At 57.8% G+C, this 20,095-nt stretch carries 16 protein-coding genes and 1 tRNA gene; 3 read left to right on the top strand and 14 right to left on the bottom strand.

Annotation, left to right across the window (positions count from 1 at the left end; genetic code table 11):
- Positions 1-281 precede the first annotated feature (281 nt).
- The 5 genes from hyoA to K3163_RS13675 form a co-directional block, all read right to left on the bottom strand.
- Positions 282-4,631: an NACHT domain-containing antiphage protein HyoA gene (gene hyoA / locus K3163_RS02295; protein WP_221551718.1), complete on the bottom strand. Its 4,350-nt coding sequence runs from the start codon at positions 4,629-4,631 to the stop codon at positions 282-284.
- Positions 4,632-4,877: 246 nt separating this feature from the next.
- Positions 4,878-5,900 (bottom strand): restriction endonuclease, encoded by a 1,023-nt coding sequence (locus tag K3163_RS02290; protein ID WP_221551716.1) that lies wholly within the window; start codon positions 5,898-5,900, stop codon positions 4,878-4,880.
- A gap of 27 nt (positions 5,901-5,927) precedes the next feature.
- Positions 5,928-6,548: a hypothetical protein gene (locus tag K3163_RS02285; RefSeq protein WP_221551714.1), complete on the bottom strand. Its 621-nt coding sequence runs from the start codon at positions 6,546-6,548 to the stop codon at positions 5,928-5,930.
- Between the two features lie 11 nt (positions 6,549-6,559).
- On the bottom strand, positions 6,560-7,213 hold the full coding sequence (locus K3163_RS02280) for a DUF6610 family protein (RefSeq protein ID WP_345719690.1): 654 nt from the start codon (positions 7,211-7,213) through the stop codon (positions 6,560-6,562).
- 65 nt (positions 7,214-7,278) lie between these two features.
- Entirely contained in the window at positions 7,279-8,001 is a 723-nt protein-coding gene (locus tag K3163_RS13675) for a DUF4145 domain-containing protein (RefSeq protein WP_221551702.1), read from the bottom strand.
- A 485-nt stretch (positions 8,002-8,486) separates the two neighbouring features.
- Here K3163_RS13675 and K3163_RS02270 point away from each other — a divergent pair, with 485 nt between their 5' ends.
- On the top strand, positions 8,487-9,137 hold the full coding sequence (locus tag K3163_RS02270) for a hypothetical protein (protein ID WP_221551701.1): 651 nt from the start codon (positions 8,487-8,489) through the stop codon (positions 9,135-9,137).
- Positions 9,138-9,243: 106 nt separating this feature from the next.
- Here the strand turns inward: K3163_RS02270 and K3163_RS02265 are convergent, their stop codons facing one another.
- A complete protein-coding gene (locus K3163_RS02265) occupies positions 9,244-10,431 on the bottom strand; it encodes a tyrosine-type recombinase/integrase (protein WP_221551698.1) in 1,188 nt (395 codons plus the stop codon).
- 169 nt (positions 10,432-10,600) lie between these two features.
- Positions 10,601-10,687, bottom strand: a tRNA-Leu gene (locus tag K3163_RS02260).
- A gap of 168 nt (positions 10,688-10,855) precedes the next feature.
- Between K3163_RS02260 and K3163_RS02255 the strand changes: the two genes are divergently transcribed.
- Positions 10,856-11,806 carry a complex I NDUFA9 subunit family protein gene (locus tag K3163_RS02255; protein WP_221429368.1) on the top strand — a complete coding sequence of 317 codons (951 nt, stop codon included), beginning with the start codon at positions 10,856-10,858 and terminating at the stop codon, positions 11,804-11,806.
- Positions 11,807-11,819: 13 nt separating this feature from the next.
- On the opposite strand, the gene K3163_RS02250 is transcribed toward K3163_RS02255, so the two are convergent.
- The 4 genes from K3163_RS02250 to K3163_RS02235 form a co-directional block, all read right to left on the bottom strand.
- Positions 11,820-12,263: an NfeD family protein gene (locus K3163_RS02250; protein ID WP_221551696.1), complete on the bottom strand. Its 444-nt coding sequence runs from the start codon at positions 12,261-12,263 to the stop codon at positions 11,820-11,822.
- The gene (locus K3163_RS02245) at positions 12,263-13,294 is read right to left on the bottom strand and encodes an SPFH domain-containing protein (protein WP_221551694.1); all 1,032 of its coding nucleotides are present in this window, start codon (positions 13,292-13,294) and stop codon (positions 12,263-12,265) included. The genes K3163_RS02250 and K3163_RS02245 overlap by 1 nt, the downstream gene beginning before the upstream one ends.
- Before the next feature lie 92 nt (positions 13,295-13,386).
- Positions 13,387-14,652, bottom strand: a complete 1,266-nt coding sequence (locus K3163_RS02240; protein ID WP_221551692.1) for a serine hydrolase domain-containing protein — start codon at positions 14,650-14,652, stop codon at positions 13,387-13,389.
- Between the two features lie 15 nt (positions 14,653-14,667).
- Positions 14,668-15,453: a dienelactone hydrolase family protein gene (locus K3163_RS02235; protein ID WP_247712434.1), complete on the bottom strand. Its 786-nt coding sequence runs from the start codon at positions 15,451-15,453 to the stop codon at positions 14,668-14,670.
- A 204-nt stretch (positions 15,454-15,657) separates the two neighbouring features.
- Here K3163_RS02235 and K3163_RS02230 point away from each other — a divergent pair, with 204 nt between their 5' ends.
- A complete protein-coding gene (locus K3163_RS02230) occupies positions 15,658-17,814 on the top strand; it encodes a PQQ-dependent dehydrogenase, methanol/ethanol family (protein ID WP_221551681.1) in 2,157 nt (718 codons plus the stop codon).
- Here the strand turns inward: K3163_RS02230 and purU are convergent, their stop codons facing one another.
- The 3 genes from purU to K3163_RS02215 all read right to left on the bottom strand — a co-directional run bounded on the left by purU (position 17,815) and on the right by K3163_RS02215 (position 20,086).
- Positions 17,815-18,669, bottom strand: coding sequence for a formyltetrahydrofolate deformylase (gene purU / locus K3163_RS02225; RefSeq protein WP_221551679.1), 855 nt, complete (start codon positions 18,667-18,669; stop codon positions 17,815-17,817).
- Positions 18,670-18,741: 72 nt separating this feature from the next.
- Positions 18,742-19,065: a hypothetical protein gene (locus tag K3163_RS02220; RefSeq protein ID WP_221429375.1), complete on the bottom strand. Its 324-nt coding sequence runs from the start codon at positions 19,063-19,065 to the stop codon at positions 18,742-18,744.
- A 4-nt stretch (positions 19,066-19,069) separates the two neighbouring features.
- Entirely contained in the window at positions 19,070-20,086 is a 1,017-nt protein-coding gene (locus K3163_RS02215; protein WP_221551677.1) for an NAD(P)H-dependent flavin oxidoreductase, read from the bottom strand.
- Between the last annotated feature and the right edge of the window lie 9 nt (positions 20,087-20,095).

The following is a 20,095-nucleotide window of genomic DNA, read 5'->3' as shown; positions in this document are numbered from 1 at the left end:
AAGGCATCCGCAAACTAACAGACCCTTTCCGGCGTCAGAACTGCAAGATTGCAGGACGTCTCATTTGCACCGAGAGAGCCGGCAGTTTGAGTCCGTCAGCGCCCACTAGTTTTAACGGGATGCCTTCGTATAAGCCAAATGCAGTGTGGTTACCTTCGCGTGACCATCTGATGACCATCAGACCGCTCGAATTGGAAAAGTGAGACGCAGCGGGTCAAAACACATTCTTTCCGCCCTGTTTGACGACGGCTAAAGTCCGCCCCACTTTTCGATCGGGAAGCCTATTTTTCCTTGCGGTCATAACGTTTGGTAAGGTCGATACCTACCACTTGAATGTCCTCAACGTCAGGGTAACGAGGGCTGATCTCCAGCCAATAACCTTGCAACGATTCTACAAGTTCGGAGAAGTTTACCTTTTCTCCGCTCCGAGGCACTTGCCAGGTAGCCTTCTCTCCACGGTAAACTAGCACGAACAAACCTCTACAAGAACGCTGGTCGCGAAGGTAGTCACCGCAAAGTTGATTTTCCAATCGCTCGAACAGCTTGGACCCCGACCAGCCATTATCCGCGAGCTTCAGCTCTGTCGGCACAGGGTTATCAAAGCCAATTCCGTGAAATCGGATATCTGCCCTCTTGGCGTCGGCGTACTCTTCCTCCTGGGGTACCGTATAGCGTCCTCGCGCAGTGTCTCGAAGCCAGCCGCCGATGAATTTTCGCATTTCCGTCTCACTTTTGACGGTCGCGAGTATACTCGCGATACTGCTATCTCCATTTTCCAGATCCGCTTTCAGATCCTCAAAGCGCAACAATGCCAACTCGGCCAACTGCCGATGGTTGCCAGGAACTCTCTCTTGTTCCGCTTCGAAAGAAGTAACTTGTTTCGGCGTCCACGCTTCGAGATCCGCCTCTGCCTCTGCTTTAGATTGCGCGTGCTTTCGCATCCATGGTCTGGAAGCATCTTCTGGATGGCAGGTGCTCAAGCTCTGGATCGCCAGAAATGCCTCCTTCCCGGGAAGCTCTTTGAGCATGCTGAACAAACGGCTTCGCGCGTCTTGAGCCTCGTCTCTTAGACCAGGTGTATAAGCTCCTGTGCCAGATCGCCTGATGTCGTCCTTCTCTTCAATCGACTGGTGCATGAGGATGATAAGACTATGGAGATATTTTGCAGTTCGATATGCTTGGCTAGCCAGCGCTTTCTCATGTCGCCCCCCCACTAGCCGGGTGACGAACAGCATCGCAAATCGCACGCGGTCGTGCCTTCGGCGAATAGCTTGAATGCGATCGGCAAGTGCCGGAATGGCCGCTTCTGGATCAACACCCACCCATATTGCGAACCAAATAGCTGAATGATCTAATGAACGCAGCGTGGATTTTTTCGCTGCAATCTCACCCAAATCTTTTGCTGAGTGAGCCTCTCTCACGACGATATTCAAAGCTTGCTCGAGAAGGCTTAAATTTCTCGGTTCCGAACTGGATAGGTGTTCGAGAATTGGATTCGCCAAAGATCTATCAAGAAACTGACCTGACCAATTCAAATCACTCAGAAAATAGTGGCTATCGCTCTTGCTCGGCGTCTTCGTCAGTTCATACCTGACTTCGGTCGTTGCCAAATCCGAAACCCATTTTGGATGGTGACGATAGAGGCCTTCAAACCAATCCGGAAATCCGTTGAGTTCATTGAAAGCGTAACGAGTTGCGACTTCAACCTCGTCCCTTGATAACTTCGAGGCCCAGTTTCGTTCTTCGGCAGCTTCGATATTAACACCGGTCAGTCCGAAAATGGTGGTATGTGGCGTTTCATTGCGCACCTTGCCATCCGATACCACACGCGGGCTGTTGTGCCGCCAATAGGCTACCACGCCATCGCGGAATGCCTCAGCTACGTTCGTGCCAAACTCTTTGATGAGGACACGCCAATTTCCGGTTGACCACTTACTCGTGTCTCCATCCAAATCACGCATTCGTTCGTGGACGTGCCATTGCCATGTGGAGATTTGATGAGGACTTCGAAGGCCTGGATTGCGAAGCTTGTCGGGGCTAGCCGCGAGCGCTTCTCTCCATTCTCTTTTGTTACTCTCCTCAAGCTCTGTCCGCTCTTTGTCGCGCCTCTTCCATCGAGCTTCCTGCCTAAGATAGCTTCGTGCTTGCTCGCTCATTCTTGGCGGATGCAGCAAGGAGTTCAACTTCTCCTTCAGCGAAGGCTTACCCTTAGTTGCGCGCTTCAATTGATCCCGCCATTTGCGGGGACGCCCTCTCTCTACGTACAGGGAGAACGCCAGCGAAAGTGCGACCAAACGGTCGTCACGCAGGGGCTGGGAGCCGATGTATTGAACGACGCGGTCGAAATCCTCGGGTACGAACCTGCAGAAGGTCGGCCAGATCATTGCATCTATGTGGCTTGTCGTCCTTCGACCGTTTTTTCTTTTCTTGTGCCGACGCGCGACGGCTACCGAATGCCAGAAGAGCGCGTCATTCAATTCGCTCCATTGAGGCAAGACTTTCGGGATTTCAGATTTGATATCGCGGAGTTCCCAGTCCCCGTGATCGCTGACAGAGGGCAAGTTGAACAATACGAACAGACTGTCCTGCCCAAGGCACGCGGGGTGTCTCTCGTCTATCATGCGCTCAATCAATTTCGCAGCTGGCTTGAGCAACCATCCGTGCTTATCAGAGACTTCGAAATATCGGCGCTCTACGATTGGTTTCTTTCTGAGCAGGGCTGCTAATCCTGCTAACAGGTAGGCGTGCTCGGACGAAGGCAAGGCCGCGAGATAATCGGTAAGGGCGCGACCCACTCCGTCCGAACTGTACCTCTCTTTCTTCCGGGTCTTTCCCAGTGCTTTAATAAGCCAATCAATACCCTCACGGTCCGGCGGCAACCTAGCGACCAACTCGGCCAAAACGTCGCGCTTGAGTTCTTTTGTTTTGAGAAGCTTTGCGCGGAGCCCTCGCACATCTTCGTCGCTACCAACTGCAATGACAGCTCTGATCGCGGCAATCTGGACATGCCGGCCGACTTGCCGCTTGGATGCGTAGAAAATTGCCTCCGGTAAAAGCTTCTCAATTTGGCCCTGCCACACCATGCGTAGCAAAAACCAAACTATGTCCTCGTTCTTCGGATACTTCGCGATCAAACGCCTAATCTCATCCGATAGGCCTGCATCTGCAAATCTTTGAATTGCGCTGTAATCTACCGGTGTGTGAGCAGTATCGCCTTTCGCGATCTTATTGCAAACCTGATGCAAAATCCGCGTTCGAGTTTCTAAGGGCAGTGCTGCAGGCTCTCCCCCTTCGAAGATCAATTCTGGGGCAATTGAGAGGGCCCTTTCCCGCACTCGTCCGTCAAAAAGGATCAGCCACGCTAGAACTGGTCGAAGAGTGGGTGGGATTACGACTAATCCGTATTGTTCCTTAAACAGTATCGCCTCGATAGCCCGTCTCGAAGTTTGCCGCTGAAGCAGCTTATGAAACCACTTGGCGCATAGATATTCCCTTTGCGATCGATGATGAAATCGGACTGACCCGTAGAGCGCTTCATCAAACAAAGGCCTTCCCAAGAGGGTTTGGATATCCGCGGGGATCCATTGGGTCAGAAAGTCAGACGGGGACAGCCCGCTTTGGCTCTTTGCACCATCTGGCACGTTTATCGCTGATTGCTGAGTAAGTGTTGCAGCGGCTGCCAACAACTCTGCGCCCTCTAAAGCCCTTTCGGAAGTAAGTGTGCTGACCTCTTCCCGCTTATGATCGCGCTCAGTGAGACGGAACGCAATGGACTCCTCCATTATCTCCCTTCGATTTCCAATCCGATCATTGGTCAGCCAAAAGCTAATCAGCTCTTCCAAATCTTGTGGGCGATGGGTGAGTAACCATGCGTCTGCACGCTCGATGGCATCCAAGAAAGCTTCTGCATCTTTAACGCCTTTGGCCTCAGCAAACTGCTGGACTTGAGAACCACTTAGATCATCAAGCTTAAAGACCTCAAAGTGCTGATTTACGCCTTCCCCATTTTCCATTTCGTCAGAGATGAGTGGGGCCCGGTTCCGATCCACATTGGGTAAATTTCCATTCGAACCCGCACCTCGCTGCTCCTCCTCCTCCCGTGGCATTTTGAAAGTAAGGTGATCGTTACAAAGCTGCAGGTCAGATATCGGCTTCCATGCAGACCCACGGCTCGAGATGACAATTCTTGCACGGTGCAGTGCTGGCTTTGCCATTGCGCCAATTTTGCGAATGGCCCGTGCAAATTCCATCGGGCTCTTGAGCCGGGCTTCATCGACTGAATCCAGAAAGATGCGTGCCTCTTCTTTGGATTTCAGCCAATCTTCGAAATCCGAACGAGATCCGGCTACATTTTCGAAAGCTATATCGAAATCGTCTGCTACGTGTTCCAACCGAAGGAAAAAGGAAAGATTTCCCGACCGGTGTTCGTGTTGCGCAGAATGGCGAATTTCTTGAGTTTTTCCTGTTCCAGCCTCCGAAAGAAGAATTACCCTCCGTTTCGTGAGGAGATCTCCCCAAGCGAGCCCTTTGCCAAACCCCAAAACGGATTCGAAGTCGAATTCGTCTGTCTCAGCAATGCGTTCAGGAAGCTTCCTGAAGGTTCGGTTGAGATCGATATAGTCAGTTGACAAGGCGCTTCCTTATTTTGGGCGAATGTCGGCTCGCCGGAATGATGATCACGAGACCAAGCACTTCAATCCAATTTTCGGCGGCTGACCTAAAGGGGCATTGATCAATTTCTACCCGTAAATCATACCCTTCACGGCGTATGGAGGCAGCGCGTAAAGGCACAGTGGCCACTCCCTTAAGCGAGAAGCTGCTATGCCCCATATCCAGAGCTTCAAAGATAGTTCTTGATGAGAATTCCTAAGGCTAATTCAGTCGCTGATTATGTCCGGTACATAAATCTGCTTCAGCGGCAACATAGTCCGATAGCGAGGAGACATTTGAGGATAGTGCTCCAAAATCAACTCGACCAAATCCTCACCATCAAGAAGCCTGAGCCTTGGCGTGTTACGCTCCCGACTGCGTGCTTGGCGAGTATAAGAACCAAGAGTTACAAAGAGAGCAAATTCTCCTTCGCCTAGCGTGCCAAGTAATTGACTTACCTCTGGCTCACCAACCTGCGCTGTTTGTCGCTTGCATTGGACCTTAATGATGGGAGGTTGAAAGCCTAGTTGGTCGGTATGCGCAATAATATCGACTCCGCCATCTCCGGTCTTTTCAGTAACCCTCGCCGTGTATCCTAAACACTCCATGAGATGGGCGCTGAAGTGCTCGAACTCGAAACCAGTCAGTGATTGGTGAATTCGTCTGATAACAAAATCTTGTGTGGTTTCTTCGGCCAACTTTGACGCCGATTGGGACGCAATATCATCAGTTACCGCATCGGATTGATCAGAGGCGCTTCGCCCATCACTGTGACCTTCGCCCAATCTTTTGAGAAATTCACTCGTATGTTGCCTTATCCGAAAGAGCGAAATGAATGAGCCGATCTCATTCAGAGCCGCCTGCGAAAATTCGCTTCGCGGGAAACTCACACGCCATTCAACTCCGAGATAATTCGGAAAGGTATCTTCGCCGTCCTGTAAGGGAGGGCCGTGCCAACGCTTTCCTGTCGCCTTCCCAATGTTTACCATACGATTGTGCTTCGATGGGTAGACGATGGTGTCACCCTCAGCGATCTCGTGAGCAAAGCGAAATAGCGTTCCAGCATCCACCGGAATCGCCCCTGGTTTCTTCTCTGGATAGGCACGCTCCAAGCGGCGCTTGAACTCCTCGCGATCATTCGGGATCTCAAAAATATTGCCCAGCCTGCCCCAGCCAATAACTACAAACCCGCCTTCGATGGGATCGTCCCCTACCCACTCTGGCATATGTACGCCCCAAGTCTTCGTCATTCTGTCGAACCCCCTTTTCGCAACAGCTTACTGATCCGTCGTATGACCACGCCCATACTGAACGCGAGAAGTATCCATAGCTATTCCCGGCGAATTCTCGATGAAGTTGGAATACGATTTATTGCGGTCCCAAATGAGCCATCCACAAAAACCGAATGCAAGTGCGAGGATGACATAAGGAAGGGCCTCAATTGCGTCGAATGTTGCACCTTCATTTGGAATGTCAGGCAAAACATTCGTGATGAAATGAAACGTCAGCACCAAAATCAAAATACCCCAGCCTAATGCAGACTGGATGCGCAGATGAGTGATCATTTTATTTTTCTTGCTACGATGAGCCCCGAAATAATACTGAATATTGACGAGATCATCCTCGAGAAGGAATTGCTTTTCGATGTTCGAGATGATGACCAAATTCCGGTTATACCAGTAGCCCGCGTCAATCATGTGCGCAAAGAGCCACGTGCAAAGTACGACAATGACAGAGGTGGCGACATCCAAGCTGATTACGCTTTTTTCGACCAGCGAGAACAAAGCGAACGCACCAACCACAACGCCCACTGACTGCCATATCACAGTAATATGCCGATTTATGTCGGAGAACATCTGCTTGTACATTTCAATCAGAAATGTGCGTCGATCGTCCATTTGAACATCTCCTAGCTGTGGGACAGGCTGCCGCCATTGTCATAGTTGTGCCACAGCTCATCGATGTTCACGAGAGATGCACGCAAGCAATTGTCGTAGCCGCCTTTAGGATGCGGGCGAAACACCTGGCCATCGAAGTAATCCCCAAAGCGGGCATCAAAGGTAAAGCGGTTGCAGTCAAAGGAGACCACTTGCATTCGGTCCGCGAGCGCTCTCTGAACATCAGGTCGTCCTCCCAGCAAATGCACCGGTCTATCGAATTCTTCGGGCTCCAACGCTGTCCCACCATACTTGGTAGGCACACTGAAACCTAAGATATATTCTTCCGGAATGAGACTCTTGATCTGGCCTTTGAACGTCGGATCCTTTGGAACGACCACAACGTGCTTGGCGTGCTTTTTAAGTTCTTCCGCTTCGCAGAGGACTAGCTCAAGCTGCGACAGACATTCTATATCTCGAGCTACCGTCAAAAGTGGCTTTGTGTTTTCGGCGGCGCTGATATGGCTGCGGAAGCAATATCTCTTCCAATTAATGTCAAGAAAGCCATTGTCGGAGAATGTGACCTCTCTGATGTCGCGCAAATTGGTGTAGCGCGCACCTGGTAGCCAACCGTGTGCAACAGCTATCCTAAGTACGTGCCGGCCGTGAGCAACAAACTTTAGCACTCGATTTGACAGAGATTACCCCCAGAAGCTCAAAGGTCTGCATTATTCACGAGAGAGTTAGCTCGCTAGTCGACTGCTGCCTTGTCCTCTGAATCCTTTTGGAAGGCCTGGTTTGCCTTCCTAATGACCTCTTCCTGTCTTTTTGGACTATTATAAAGCTTCTCCAAAAGAAGGTTAATGATGCCAATCCCGGCCACCATTTCATTGCGGCTCATAGCTATGCGCTCGTGCGCGCCTGCGTTGCCTTTTTCTCTTATCTTGTGAAGCAAGGCCAACTGAGTTTCGTCGACGTGTCCCTTGGCATATAAGTCATCAATCTTCTTCTTCAAAGTCCGACCCGAGCACTTTGTATCGGTGACGATGAACTCTACAACCATCCTTAAGGCGACGGTCGCCAATCGAAGTTTACTCCCCGCCAGTGCGTATAACATTTCATCGATCAGCTCATTGAGGTCATGTGGCGTAAAATCGGTGTCGAAAGCAAAGTCGGCGGAGGAAGGCGGCGGGTACTGTGCCTCTGTTCGAGGTAAATACATATTTCCGTCTTCGTCGTGATCGTACTCCTCGCTGCACCACGATGAAGTTTCGAAACAGACTTCGTCACAAGCCCCACACCGGTAGAGGGAAAATTCAGTTCCCCCGTCTGCGCTGTGGCCACGACCAAAATCGTCCTGCCACCTGCCGACGCACTGAGCCTCAAGCATATGGATTGTCTGACGCTTGCAAGAGTTGCATTGGAGTTTCTTACGCCCTTTCAGATCCTCGTTCCGCTTGAAGCTATCGAACACCCACTCCTCCTTTCCATAGCCAGTTTGTTATTCCGTCGGTCCAATACTGATTGCCGCTGGTTCGAAGCCATTGGCCTCACTCCCTGAATTTTCTGGTAATCCTTGGCAATCCAATTACTTGCTGGATCGCCTATTCGGGAATTTTTGGCTGATCGCAAGGGGCCGTACAAATGCTACCGAAACAAATGCAGCCACTCCTTGCCCCCCCGGCGAGCTCGGCTATTGCAAAGGTCCTTGCCCATGGCGGTAATCGGACACCGAGGCCCCGGGGCGAGGTATCAGCACTTCGCACGATAACATTAGATGGCTTCGATGGGATCGCTACTTGCTGGGCACCGATACTTGCGTCGCACGGACTTAAACTCCAACTCCAGGCTGTATTTTGCCATTCTCGGCCGTGGGTCCAGTTCCCGCGCGTGCCTTCACCGTTTGCGCCCAAAACGCCAACGCCGCACGCGCGATGCGAGCTCGCGGACCTGCTTGTGGTGATTGATTATAAGGATCCCATTTCTGGGCTAGTCGATCGGCGCGCTGCGCTTGTCCAAGCAAAATTACTAAAACGCGGCGCTGTCCGGCCATCAGGCAGGGAATGGCTTCAGCACGAACTTCTTGCATGGTTGCCAAGCTTCGAGTTTGTCGATGCTGCCTATGATAGACGCTCGCGCGATCTGGCCGCCGGGCTGGTTGGCGATCCGGCCTTTACAGCCGAGTACGGCAGCATCGAGCTCTCAACCGCAAATTGGCTACAATGGCTACCGCAGACTTCTCGTCCATGCTTCACTGGTCAGATCGACCTGGGAACCTATCTGGCTAAGATGGCTACCGGTGACAGGAGCTGTTCCCGTGAGGCGATCCTTGGAGGCAGCGATGATTGGTCTTATACCGTGGACGAACTTCTCAGGGTCACCGCCGCCAAGCCGATCGTAAAAGCAGACCCGACCACACTGCGCGGCAACAGAGTGTCCGTCGAGTTCATGGCTGACGCAACGACGATTAAAGATGGTGGCGGCGGCGGAGACGCAAGCGATTTAGACGAAGAATGGCGAAAGGGTCCTATCAGCACAGTCCATTTAACAGTGTCCGGGCTTGACGATACTTCGGGCTTCCCAGAAGCCGATGAGCCGTTCTCAAGGTAGAATTTACCAACCTCTTCGCGATCTGTGCCTTCTAGACGCGAGCTCTAGTTGTTTTGGCAACGTGGCGCGCGGGGTAGGTCGTGCCAAGAATGAACCTATTGCACGATTAGCTTGCCCTTAGCTCATCAAGATGATCACTCCACCACTGGGCCATCTCCACTCGCTCGTTCCAATGCTGCCCCCGATAATAGGCAGCGCGGACCGAGTTTGCTTCCTGGTGGCCAAGAGCTCTCTCGATAGCATCCGGGTTCCATTTGCCTGACTCATTTAGCAAAGTACTGGCCAATGCGCGAAACCCATGAGCGGTCATTTCCTCACCGGAATATCCCAGCCTTCGCAAGGCTCCGTTGATCGTATTCTCCGACATCGGCCTGGTGCCTGGATACAAGGATGAGAACACGTACTGCTGCGTACTACTGAGCACATGCGCTTCTCGAAGGAGCTCCAGCGACTGACGCGAGAGCGGAACCATGTGTGGTTGTCGCATCTTCATTTTCGTCGAAGGAATAGTCCAAATCGCACGATCGAAATCGAATTCAGGCCACTCGGCTCGGCGCAGCTCTCCAGGTCGAACAAAGACATGTGGGATGAGCTTTAGTGCAAGCTGGGTTAGCGGCTGACCTTTGAAGCCATCGATAGCTCTCAGGAGCGCACCTACCGCTCTTGGCTCCAAGATTGCTTGCCGATGTTCGACCTTCGGAGTGATCAATGCTCCGCGAAGAAACTGAGTTGGGTCCGAGTTCGCCCGTGAAGTCGCAATCGCATAACGAAAAATGCGTCCAGCCAGGGAGCGCATACGGCGCGCGGTTTCGTAGTTGCCCTTCGCCTCAATCTTGCGAAGCGGGATCAACACTTCCGCCGGCTGGATGCTGTGGATTGGCAAGGCCCCTAGATCGCGTTCCAAGAGCGAAAAAAGCCACTGAGACTTTCTGAGCGTGACAGCTGCACGCCCTTCCTTGGCGATCTTCTCGAGATACTCTTCGCCAACGATCTTGAACGTGTTGCCAGCACCAAGCTTTGCGGCCGCCAGGCGCAGCCTCTTCTCGCGCGCCGGATCAGTGCCCTCCGCCAGCTGCAAACGCGCTTTGTCGCGCTCGACGCGCGCATCTTTCAGCGAAACACTCGGGTAAGTGCCCAGGTTAAGCTTCTTCTCGCGCCCGAGGAAACGGTACTTCAGGTACCAAGATTTCGTCCCACCTGGGTTGATGAGAAGAAAAAGGCCGCCTTCGTCGTAAAGCTTCCAGGGCCGCTGACTCGGCTCTGCACTTTGGATAGTAAGATTCGTGAGCCGCATACTGGGGGCCAATTGCCTTTCGAGCCAAGTTCTTTTGGCCCGAATTAGCCCCCAATGGGGGCTGATTTGCAGCAAACGCTCGCGAACAATCGCGATCAGGCCATGCCCAATTTATCGCAGTTTTCTGGGGGGCTTAGCAAGCATCAGCGAACAATTACGAGTGTGAATTTGGTGCCCAGAAGAGGACTCGAACCTCCACGCCCTTGCGAGCGCCGCCACCTGAAGACGGTGCGTCTACCAATTCCGCCATCTGGGCACACATGCGAGCAGGTCATCAATGCACTGCTTGCGGGTAGGGGCGCGCCACTAGCGAAGGGGTGCGAGTCTTGTCAACGCTATTCGCACCTTGCGCGCAGGAACGCTTGCGAGTGGATGCGGGTTGCGTTTACAGGCGGCCCCGAAATTCCAACTTGCAAGGCAGATAATGGCAAACAGCAGCGCGCTTAACGGCAAACTCGTCGTCCTGATGGGCGGAAGCGGCTTTCTCGGCAATTACGTGGCGCAGGCCCTGCTCGAACGGGGTGCGCGCCTGCGGATCGCGGCACGCAATCCTGAAAAGGCTTTCAGCCTCAAGCCGCTCGCCAATCTCGGCCAGATGCAGTTCGCGCGCTGCGATGCGACCGACCGCCAGAGCGTCGAGCGCTGCATCGAAGGCGCCGATGCCGTGGTCAACCTGGTCGGTAGCTTCGAAGGCGATCTCTACAAGTTGATGGGCGATGCGCCGGGCTGGATGGCCGAGGCTGCCGCCAAGCAGGGTGCGGACGCCTTCGTGCATGTCAGCGCCATTGCCGCCGAACCCGACGAGGACACGCGCAACGACTATGCCGCTGCCAAGCATCGCGGCGAGCGCAAGGTGACCGAAGCGTTCAAGAACGCGACCATCATTCGCCCGAGCATCGTCTTCGGGAAGGACGACAATTTCCTCAACATGTTCGGCGGCCTGATCTCGACCTTGCCGGTGCTGCCTGTCTTCGCACCGGAAGCGGAGTTGCAGCTCGTCTATGTCGACGATGTCGCCGAGGCGATCGCACGCAGCCTCGAAGATCCGGCCAAGCACGGCGGCAAGACCTACGAGCTGGGAGGTCCCGAGAAGCTGGCGATGATGGACATCAACCAGCGGATCGCAGATGCGCAGCACCGCAAGCGCACCTTCCTGCCGATGCCCGACGCCCTATCCGCGACCTTCGCGGCCCTGCCGGGCACGCCGATGGGCAGCGACCAGTGGGGCCTGCTCAAGCAGGGCAATGTCGCAAGCGGAGACTACCCGGGTTTCGAAAAGTTCGGCATCGAGCCCAAGCCGCTCGGCCTGTTCCTCGACAAGTGGATGACCCGCTACCGCAAGCACGGCCGCTTCGAGCCGCGCCTGTCGGCCTGAGCGGGACCGCTCCCTAGAGCTTCTCGACGATCAGCACGGCGCCATCGCTGCCGCTGATCCGTACCTTCTCGCCGACGGCCGCATCGCAGCCCTTGGCGAGCCATTCGCTGTCACCGTGCTTCACCCGGCCGGTACCGCCATCGAGGGCGGTGACGACCACGGCCGTCTCGCCCGCGAGGCGCATGCCGCGGCGGTTCATCTTGGGGTCGGCATCTTCGACCGGATTGGCGCGCAGGTAATTGCGCCCGATGAATACCGCTGCGATCGACAGCACGGCGAAGATCACGACCTGCATCGGGATGCCGAAGGGCAGGGCGAAAGCGATCACCCCGGTGATCAGCGCAGCGCCGGCAAGCCACATCAGGAAGTATCCCGGCACCAGGATCTCTGCTGCGGCGAGGAAGAACCCCAGCCCCAGCCAGACCCAGTGCGGCTCAAGCGTTTCGAACCAGTCCATCAGCGTGCTCCCGGAGTGCCGCTACGCGGAACGCTCGGCGTGGAGCTGCGCGGTTGCGGACGAGGTGCCGGCGAAGGCGCCGGACGCGTCGGCGGGGTCGGAGGCGTGCCGCCGCCCGGACCGTCGCTGGCGAAGTCCTTGACCAGTTCGCCGATCCCGCCGAGCGAGCCGATGAGCTGGGTCGCCTCGACCGGGAAGAGGATGGTCTTGGCATTGGGGCTGGTGGCGAACTTGCCGACCGCCTTGGTGTATTCCTGCGCGACGAAGTAGTTCAGCGCCTGTCCGCCCGAACCGGCGATCGCATCGTTCACGACCTGCGTCGCCTTTGCTTCGGCTTCCGCCTCACGCTCGCGTGCTTCTGCGTCACGGAAGGCAGCTTCCTTGCGGCCTTCGGCTTCGAGGATGGCCGACTGCTTCGAACCTTCCGCGCGGAGGATTTCCGAAGCACGGTCGCCCTCTGCCTCGAGGATCTCGGCGCGCTTGAGACGTTCCGCCTTCATCTGGCGGGCCATCGCTTCCGAAATATCGATCGGCGGGCGGATGTCCTTGATCTCGACGCGCGTGATCTTCACGCCCCAGGGCGAGGTCGCGTGGTCGACCACGGCGAGCAGGCGGGCGTTGATCTCGTCACGCTTGGACAGCGTTTCGTCGAGGTCCATCGAGCCCATCACCGTACGAAGGTTGGTCGTGGTGAGTGCCATGATCGCGTTGTAGAGGTTGGAAACTTCGTAAGCGGCCTTGCCCGCATCGAGCACCTGGAAGAACACCACGGCATCGACGCCGACCATGGCGTTGTCCTTGGTGATGATTTCCTGGCCCGGAATATCGAGCACCTGCTCCATCATGTTCACCTTCTGACCGACGCGGTCGATGAATGGGATGATGAGATGCAGGCCCGGCTCTGCGGCGAGCGTGAACTTGCCCAGCCGCTCGATCGTGTAGACGTAGCCCTGCTTGACCACGCGCACGCCCATTGCGAGAAAAATAACGACCAGGCCGATAATCGCGACCAGAACGCCAAGTAAATCCATTGTGACCCCCAAAATTAGTCCCGTTTTGCGCATGCTAGCGCGAGGGTCTTAACAGGGGAAGAAAAACCGGAAAGAATTCCGCAGGATCGACCTTAAAGGCCTCCATCGTAATCGGCACCGTAAACGGCATCGCGCAAGTCATGATGGAGGCTATTGTCGAATGGCAGCTTCTGCGTCGCGAAGATGACCGCCATGTCCTGGCGCGGATCGACCCAGAACAGCATCGAGGGCCACCCGTCCCAGAAGAATTCGCCGACGCTGCCGCGGTTCTCCTCCGGGTTTTCAGGCGGGCCGGTGCGCACGAAGAAATCGAAGCCGAAACCGCCACTGCCCTTGCCGACCAGCCATGACCGTTTGTCCGGCGTGATCGCGGGATCGAGGTGGTCGCTCGCCATCAGCCGCACGGTGGCAGGCTCGAGGATGCGCACATCACCCAGCGCACCTTCTCCCAGCAGCATGCGGGCGAAGCGCAGGTAATCGTCGACCGTGCCGACGAGGCCGGAGCCGCCCATCGTCATCGGCTTGTCCATGAAATTGGCTTCGAGCCACAGGTCACGGGGAAGCGCGGTGAAGCTGCCGTCGCCTTCCACCGTGTAGATCCGCGCGAGTCTCGAGAGATCCTCCTCGCTACGCGCCCAGCGCGTATCTGCCATGCCGAGCGGTCCGAGCACCGTCTCCTGGACGTAGTCGGTGAAATCCTTGCCCGAGAGCACCTCGACCAGCCGCGCCTGCACGTCGACACCAGCGCTATAGTTCCACTGGGTCCCCGGCTCGTAGAGCAGGGGCACCTGCGCCATCGCCTGCGAGAAATCGGCGAGGGTCTTGTCTGCGTCTAGCGGCTGGAGGTCTTCGAAAATCCGGTCGGCTGCATTGGTCGGGTTGCCGTCAGCCCCATAGGTGAAACCGGCAGTGTGGCGCAGGATATCGCGTATGGTGATCGGCCGCCTCGGAGGGCTGGTGATCGCCGTGCCGTCGTCGGCTTCGCCGCGCAGCACCTCGACATTCTCATACCCTGGCAGGTGCCAGTAGAGCGGGTCGTCTAGGCCGAACTTGCCTTCTTCCCACAGGGTCATGAGCGCGACGCCTGTGACCGGCTTGGTCATGGAGAAGAACTGGACGAGCGTATCGCGTTCGAAAGGCCTGTCCAACTCACGATCGGCGAGACCAGCGGCATCGAAGCAACGCTCCTCACCGTCCTTCCACACCAGCGCAGACGCGCCTGCGACGCGTCCATCATCCACCGCTTCGGCAAGGAAGGCAGCGATCCGCTCGCAATCCGGCTGGTAATCCTGCGCCGCCAACGGCGAAGAAGTCGCAATAGCGGCAGCCAGGGCAAATGCGGCGACTGCCCTAATCATGCGGTCGATTCTTCGTCACAAGGCCTCTTCATATGTGGCGAGCAAGCGGGCCCATGCCCGTTCGGCTTCGTCACGGTTGTAGCTCGGGCTGTCGAGAACGCAAAAACCGTGGTCCGCGGCATAGACTTCGACTTCCGCACCGGCAGTATCCTTCCCTGCCTCGCGCAGGATGCCCGCATGCGTAGGCGCCTCTGCATCGTCATCCTGGCTGATCGCGACGAGGTAGTGCGCATCGTCCTGGAGGATACGGTGCGGGCTGGTTTCGCTGTCGGTGACGAGGCCACCGCCATGAAAACTCGCTCCCGCGGTGATCCAGTCTTCCGACCATGGACCATACAAGGCGTGACCTCCGGTCATGCAATAACCCTGCACACCGATGCCGCGATTCTTGGCGACCTCGGCCTGCTCCATCAGCCAGCCGGCCGCTGCTGCATTGTCGCGCCGCTTGGTTTCGGCCGTGAACTTGCTCCGCCAGGGGCGGACCTTCTGGAACCCGCCCGCAGCGGCAAAGCTGGCGAAGTCCTCGAACTGCTGGCCTGCAACATCGCGGTAATAGGGGTTCGCGAGCAGCACGGCATATCCCGCCTTGGCCAGCCGCGTCGCCATCTCGCGCTTGGCCGGGCGGATGCCGGCAATATCGGGCCAGAAGATCACGCCGGGACGCGCCGTGTCGCCGACAGTGTAGAATTCGCCGTCGAGCGGACCCTCGCCGGTCGGGAAGGAGACCTCGCGCATCGAAACCGTCTGGGGATCGGCTGATGCCATCGTGTCGTCCTCCATGGGCGCACAGGCGGCAGCCATTCCAGCTATGGCCCCAGCGCCGAATGTCCGCCGGTTCAATTCCATCTTGCCCCAGCGTTCGAGGTGACTCTCATTGCACATTGCCGCTTCTCCCTTGCTCGTTTCCGGCCATTCGCACGCGCCGGTCATGGACAAGAATACGGTTGAAGGGCAGGATGGGTTTCAATTGAGCGACCAATATGGCGCCGGACATGGGAGAGAGGGATGAAGCTTCGGGGCTTTGCGATGGCGGCTACACTGCTTCTGGCAGCATGCGGCGATAGCGGCGATGTGGCGGAGGGCGGCATCGATGCGATGCGGCTCGTGAACGCAGGCGAGGACAGTGCGAACTGGATCAGCCACGGACGAACCTATTCGGAACAGCGCTTCTCGCCGCTCGACCAGGTGAATCGCGACAGCGTGGGCGATCTCGGCCTCGCATGGTTTGCCGACATGGACACGGCCCGCGGTCAGGAAGCGACCCCGCTCGTCATGGACGGCAAGCTTTACGTGACCAGCGCGTGGAGCAAGGTCTTCGCCTTCGACGCCGCGACCGGCGAACCGCTGTGGAGCTACGACCCGCAAGTGCCCGGCGAGACGGGCGTGAAAGCCTGCTGCGACGTGGTCAACCGCGGCCTCGCCGCCTGGGGCGACCACCTTTTCCTCGGCACGCTCGACGGCAGGCTAGTAGCGCTCGATCGCGACACCGGCGAAGTGGCCTGGGAGAAAGTCACGGTCGACCAGACGAAGAGCTACACTATCACCGGCGCGCCGCGCGTGATCGACGGCAAGGTGCTGATCGGAAGCGGCGGCGCCGAGTTCGGCGTGCGCGGCTATATCGCGGCCTATGACGCCGAGGACGGCGAAGAGCTCTGGCGCTTCTACACCGTACCCGGAGACGATGGGGATGATGCGCCCGAATACCTCAAGGCAGCAGCCGAGACCTGGAGCGGCGATGCGCTGAGCGGCGAGGACAGCATCGGCGGTGGCGGCACGGTCTGGGATTCGATGGCCTACGACCCCGATCTCGACTTGCTTTATATCGGTGTCGGCAACGGGAGCCCGTGGAACCGCGCCTATCGCAGCCCCGGCCCCGACGGGACGGGTGAAGGCGACAACCTCTATCTTTCCAGCATCGTCGCGATCCGGCCCGATACGGGCGAATATGTCTGGCATTACCAGACCACGCCGGGCGAGACCTGGGACTACACGGCGACGCAGCACATCGTGCTGGCCGACATGGAAATCGACGGGCGCGAGCGTCAGGTCCTGATGCAGGCACCCAAGAACGGCTATTTCTACGTCCTCGACCGCGCGACGGGCGAGTTCATTTCGGCAGAGCCCTACATCCCGCTGAACTGGTCGACTGGCATGACCGACGACGGTCGCCCGATCATGAATCCCGAAACCCGGATCGACGTGACCGGCCAACCCGCGATCGTCATGCCCGGACCGCTGGGCGGCCATAACTGGCACCCGATGGCATACCACCCGGGCGAGAACCTCGTTTACATCCCGGCGTTCGAGGCCGCGATGCTCTACAAGCCGGAAGCGAACTGGAAGCCCGACCGCGCGCGCGGCTTCAACATCGGTTTCGATATCGGCGCGGGCGACCTGCCCCCCGATCTCGGTATCCGGCGCGAAATCCTCGGCACGATCAAGGGCAAGCTCGTCGCCTGGGATCCGGTCGCACAGGAACCGCGCTGGGAAGTCGAACATCCCGGGCCGTGGAACGGCGGCCTGCTCGCCACGGGCGGCGGTCTGGTCTTCCAGGGCAATTCGGGCAGCGAATTCTCCGCCTATGACGCCAAGACCGGAGACAAGCTTTGGAGCTTCCCCGCGCAGACCGGTATTGTTGCCCCGCCGATGACCTATACGGTGAACGGCGAGCAATATGTCGCCGTGCTTGCAGGCTGGGGCGGCGCTTTCGCGATCACTGCGGATGGCGAGCTGATCGACCAGATGAAGCCGGTGCGTAACATCAGCCGATTGCTGGTGTTCAAGCTCGGCGGCGAGGCGCAGCTTCCCGATGAGCCCGACTTCGCGCTCGCCCCGCTTGATCCGCCGCTGTCGAAAGCCAGCGCGCAGACGATCGAGCTCGGCCGCGAGAAATACGCCCGCTACTGCGCGGTCTGCCACGCACCGGCTGCTGTCGGCTCGACCGAGCTTCCCGACCTCAGGCGTTCGGGCGCTCTCGAGAACCGTTCGACATGGCTGCAGATCGTCCATGGGGGCGCGCTGCAGGACAATGGCATGGCGAGCTTCTCTCAATCGCTCAGCGAGGACGAGGTGGAAGCGATCCGCCAGTACGTCATCAAGCGCGCCAACGAGGACAAGGAGATGGAGCTCGAACGCGCCAAGACGCGCGTCGCGGCGCGGTGATCAGCTCCTGAAGACCACCGTGCGCTGGCCGTTGAGGAGCACCCGCTCCTCGAGGTGAAGGCGCACGGCCTCGGCCAGAACGCGGCTCTCGATCTCGCGGCCCTTGCGCACGAGCTCTTCGGGGCTGTCCGCATGGCTGATCGGTTCGGCGGCCTGATGGATGATCGGACCCTCGTCGAGATCGGCAGTGACGTAATGCGCGCTCGCCCCGATCATCTTGACCCCGCGCTCGTAGGCCTGGTGGTAGGGCTTGGCACCCTTGAAGCCCGGCAGGAAAGAGTGGTGGATGTTGATGCACCGCCCGGCGAAATGCGCCGCCTGTTCGTCCGAGAGGATCTGCATGTATCGCGCAAGCACCACCAGTTCGGCGTCGTAGCGTTCGGCGAGCTCGCGGACCTGCGCTTCCTGCTCGCCCTTGGTATCCTTCGTGATCGGCAGATGATGAAAGGGAATGTCTCCCAGCGGCGTGTGCTCGATCGCCTCGCGCGGGTGGTTCGACACGATCGCCACCGGCTCCATCGGCATTTCGCCGATGCGCCAGCGATAAAGCAGGTCGGCAAGGCAATGGTCGAACTTGCTGACCATGATCATGACCCTGCGCGGGCGATCACGCAGCGCCAGCTTCCAGTCCATGCCGAACTCGGTTGCCAGCGGCGCAAAGCCCTCGCGGATTTCCTCGCGGCCCGTCTCGCCCGGATCGAACTCGACCCGCATGAAGAAGGCGTTGGCGGCACGATCCCCGAACTGCTGCGCCTCAAGGATGTTGCTCCCGCTCTCGAACAGGAAAGAGGTGACCCGCGCGGTGATCCCCGGGCGATCGGTGCAGGAGAGGGTAAGGACGAGCGGATCGGACATGGGCCTACTCTTGGCGTTCGTGGCGGCGGCCTTGCAAGCGCGTTTCGCTAGGCAGCGGCCAAGCGGGCTTTGTCACTCTTCGAGCGCGAAGATGATCTCGGTCATGCCCGTCTCGCGCAGTGCGGTCTCGACTATGGCGCGCTGCCGCTCGTCGAGATCGCCGTCGAAGCGGACCACATGCGCGATCGGTTCCTTGAGCGAGAAGCCGCCCTGTCGCAGAACCTGGCCGATGGCGCGTACCAGCGTATGCTCGAAGTAACGCGCATTGGCGATCAACGCATCGTCCGAAGAATAGGGAAACTCGGCACGCTGATCGACAAAGGTCTCGCTCGCCTCGTGCGTGACCTGCACGCGGTCGCGGTAGATCGCGACATCTAGGTCGAGGCGGCGGATCACATGCCTAGCGCCGCGTCAGCGCTTCCTCGCTCTGGGCCATGAGCTTCTCGATGATGACCGCCACCGGCTCTTCTTCCTTGAGCATGCCGACCGACTGGCCCGCCATCAGGCTGCCGTTCTCGACATCGCCATCGATCACCGCGCGGCGCAGTGCGCCCGCCCAATAGTGCTCGATCTGCAGCTGGGCTTCCTCCATCGCGATTTCCTCGCGGTCGAGCGTGCCTGCCACTTCGATCTGCTTGCGGGTGAACTCCTCGGTGCCCTTGTTCTTGAGCGCACGGACAGGAATGACCGGCAGGCGCGGGTCGACTTGCACACTGGCCACCGCGTCGCGAGCATTGGCGCGGAAGAACGCCTTCTTGAAGTTCTCGTGCGCGATGCTCTCGGTCGCACAGGCAAAGCGCGTGCCGAGCTGGACGCCTGCCGCGCCCATCTCGAGATAGCCAGCCATCGCATTGCCGCGGCCGATCCCGCCGGCAACGAAGATGATGTGATCTTCCGAAAGCTCGGGGAGCATTTCCTGTGCGAGGACGCTGGTCGAAACAGGGCCGATATGGCCGCCCGCTTCCATGCCCTCGATCACCAGCGCATCTGCGCCCGAGCGCAGCAATTTCTTGGCCAGCGCCAGCGTCGGCGCGAAGCAGATGACCTTGGCGGGATTCTCTCCGCCCTTGATAGCCTCGACACTGCCCTTGGGCGGAATGCCGCCAGCGAGAACTACGTGGCTCACGCCCGCCTTGTCGCACACCTCGATCAGCTCGAAGAGCTGCGGGTGCATCGTGATGAGGTTCACGCCGAAAGGCTTGTCGGTGAGCTTCTGCGTCTCGGCGATCTCGGTCTCGAGAAGTTCGGGCGTCATCGCGCCGCAGGCAATCACGCCGAAGCCGCCGGCATTGGAAATGGCGGAGACGAGGTTGCGTTCGGAGACCCAGCTCATGGCGCCGCACAGGATGGCGTAACGCGAACCGAGGAATTCTGCGCCGCGCTGCATCAGGCGGTCGGTCTTGGGATAGGTAGTCATACGAGGCCG

The organism is Qipengyuania xiapuensis (assembly GCF_019711395.1).
Lineage (GTDB): Bacteria > Pseudomonadota > Alphaproteobacteria > Sphingomonadales > Sphingomonadaceae > Qipengyuania > Qipengyuania xiapuensis.
The sequence above is the reverse complement of the archived record's forward strand: the minus strand, read 5'-3'. Positions and strand labels throughout refer to the sequence as shown.

What these genes read in the sequence shown, in the direction of transcription:
- K3163_RS02290 (WP_221551716.1), bottom strand. Translation starts at nt 5,900, where the DNA reads ATGACGAAGACTTGGGGCGTACATATGCCAGAGTGGGTAGGGGACGAT.
- K3163_RS02285 (WP_221551714.1), bottom strand. Translation starts at nt 6,548, where the DNA reads ATGGACGATCGACGCACATTTCTGATTGAAATGTACAAGCAGATGTTC.
- K3163_RS02265 (WP_221551698.1), bottom strand. Translation starts at nt 10,431, where the DNA reads ATGCGGCTCACGAATCTTACTATCCAAAGTGCAGAGCCGAGTCAGCGG.
- K3163_RS02255 (WP_221429368.1), top strand. Translation starts at nt 10,856, where the DNA reads ATGGCAAACAGCAGCGCGCTTAACGGCAAACTCGTCGTCCTGATGGGC.
- K3163_RS02250 (WP_221551696.1), bottom strand. Translation starts at nt 12,263, where the DNA reads ATGGACTGGTTCGAAACGCTTGAGCCGCACTGGGTCTGGCTGGGGCTG.
- K3163_RS02245 (WP_221551694.1), bottom strand. Translation starts at nt 13,294, where the DNA reads ATGGATTTACTTGGCGTTCTGGTCGCGATTATCGGCCTGGTCGTTATT.
- K3163_RS02240 (WP_221551692.1), bottom strand. Translation starts at nt 14,652, where the DNA reads ATGATTAGGGCAGTCGCCGCATTTGCCCTGGCTGCCGCTATTGCGACT.
- K3163_RS02235 (WP_247712434.1), bottom strand. Translation starts at nt 15,453, where the DNA reads ATGGCTGCCGCCTGTGCGCCCATGGAGGACGACACGATGGCATCAGCC.
- K3163_RS02230 (WP_221551681.1), top strand. Translation starts at nt 15,658, where the DNA reads ATGAAGCTTCGGGGCTTTGCGATGGCGGCTACACTGCTTCTGGCAGCA.
- purU (WP_221551679.1), bottom strand. Translation starts at nt 18,669, where the DNA reads ATGTCCGATCCGCTCGTCCTTACCCTCTCCTGCACCGATCGCCCGGGG.
- K3163_RS02215 (WP_221551677.1), bottom strand. Translation starts at nt 20,086, where the DNA reads ATGACTACCTATCCCAAGACCGACCGCCTGATGCAGCGCGGCGCAGAA.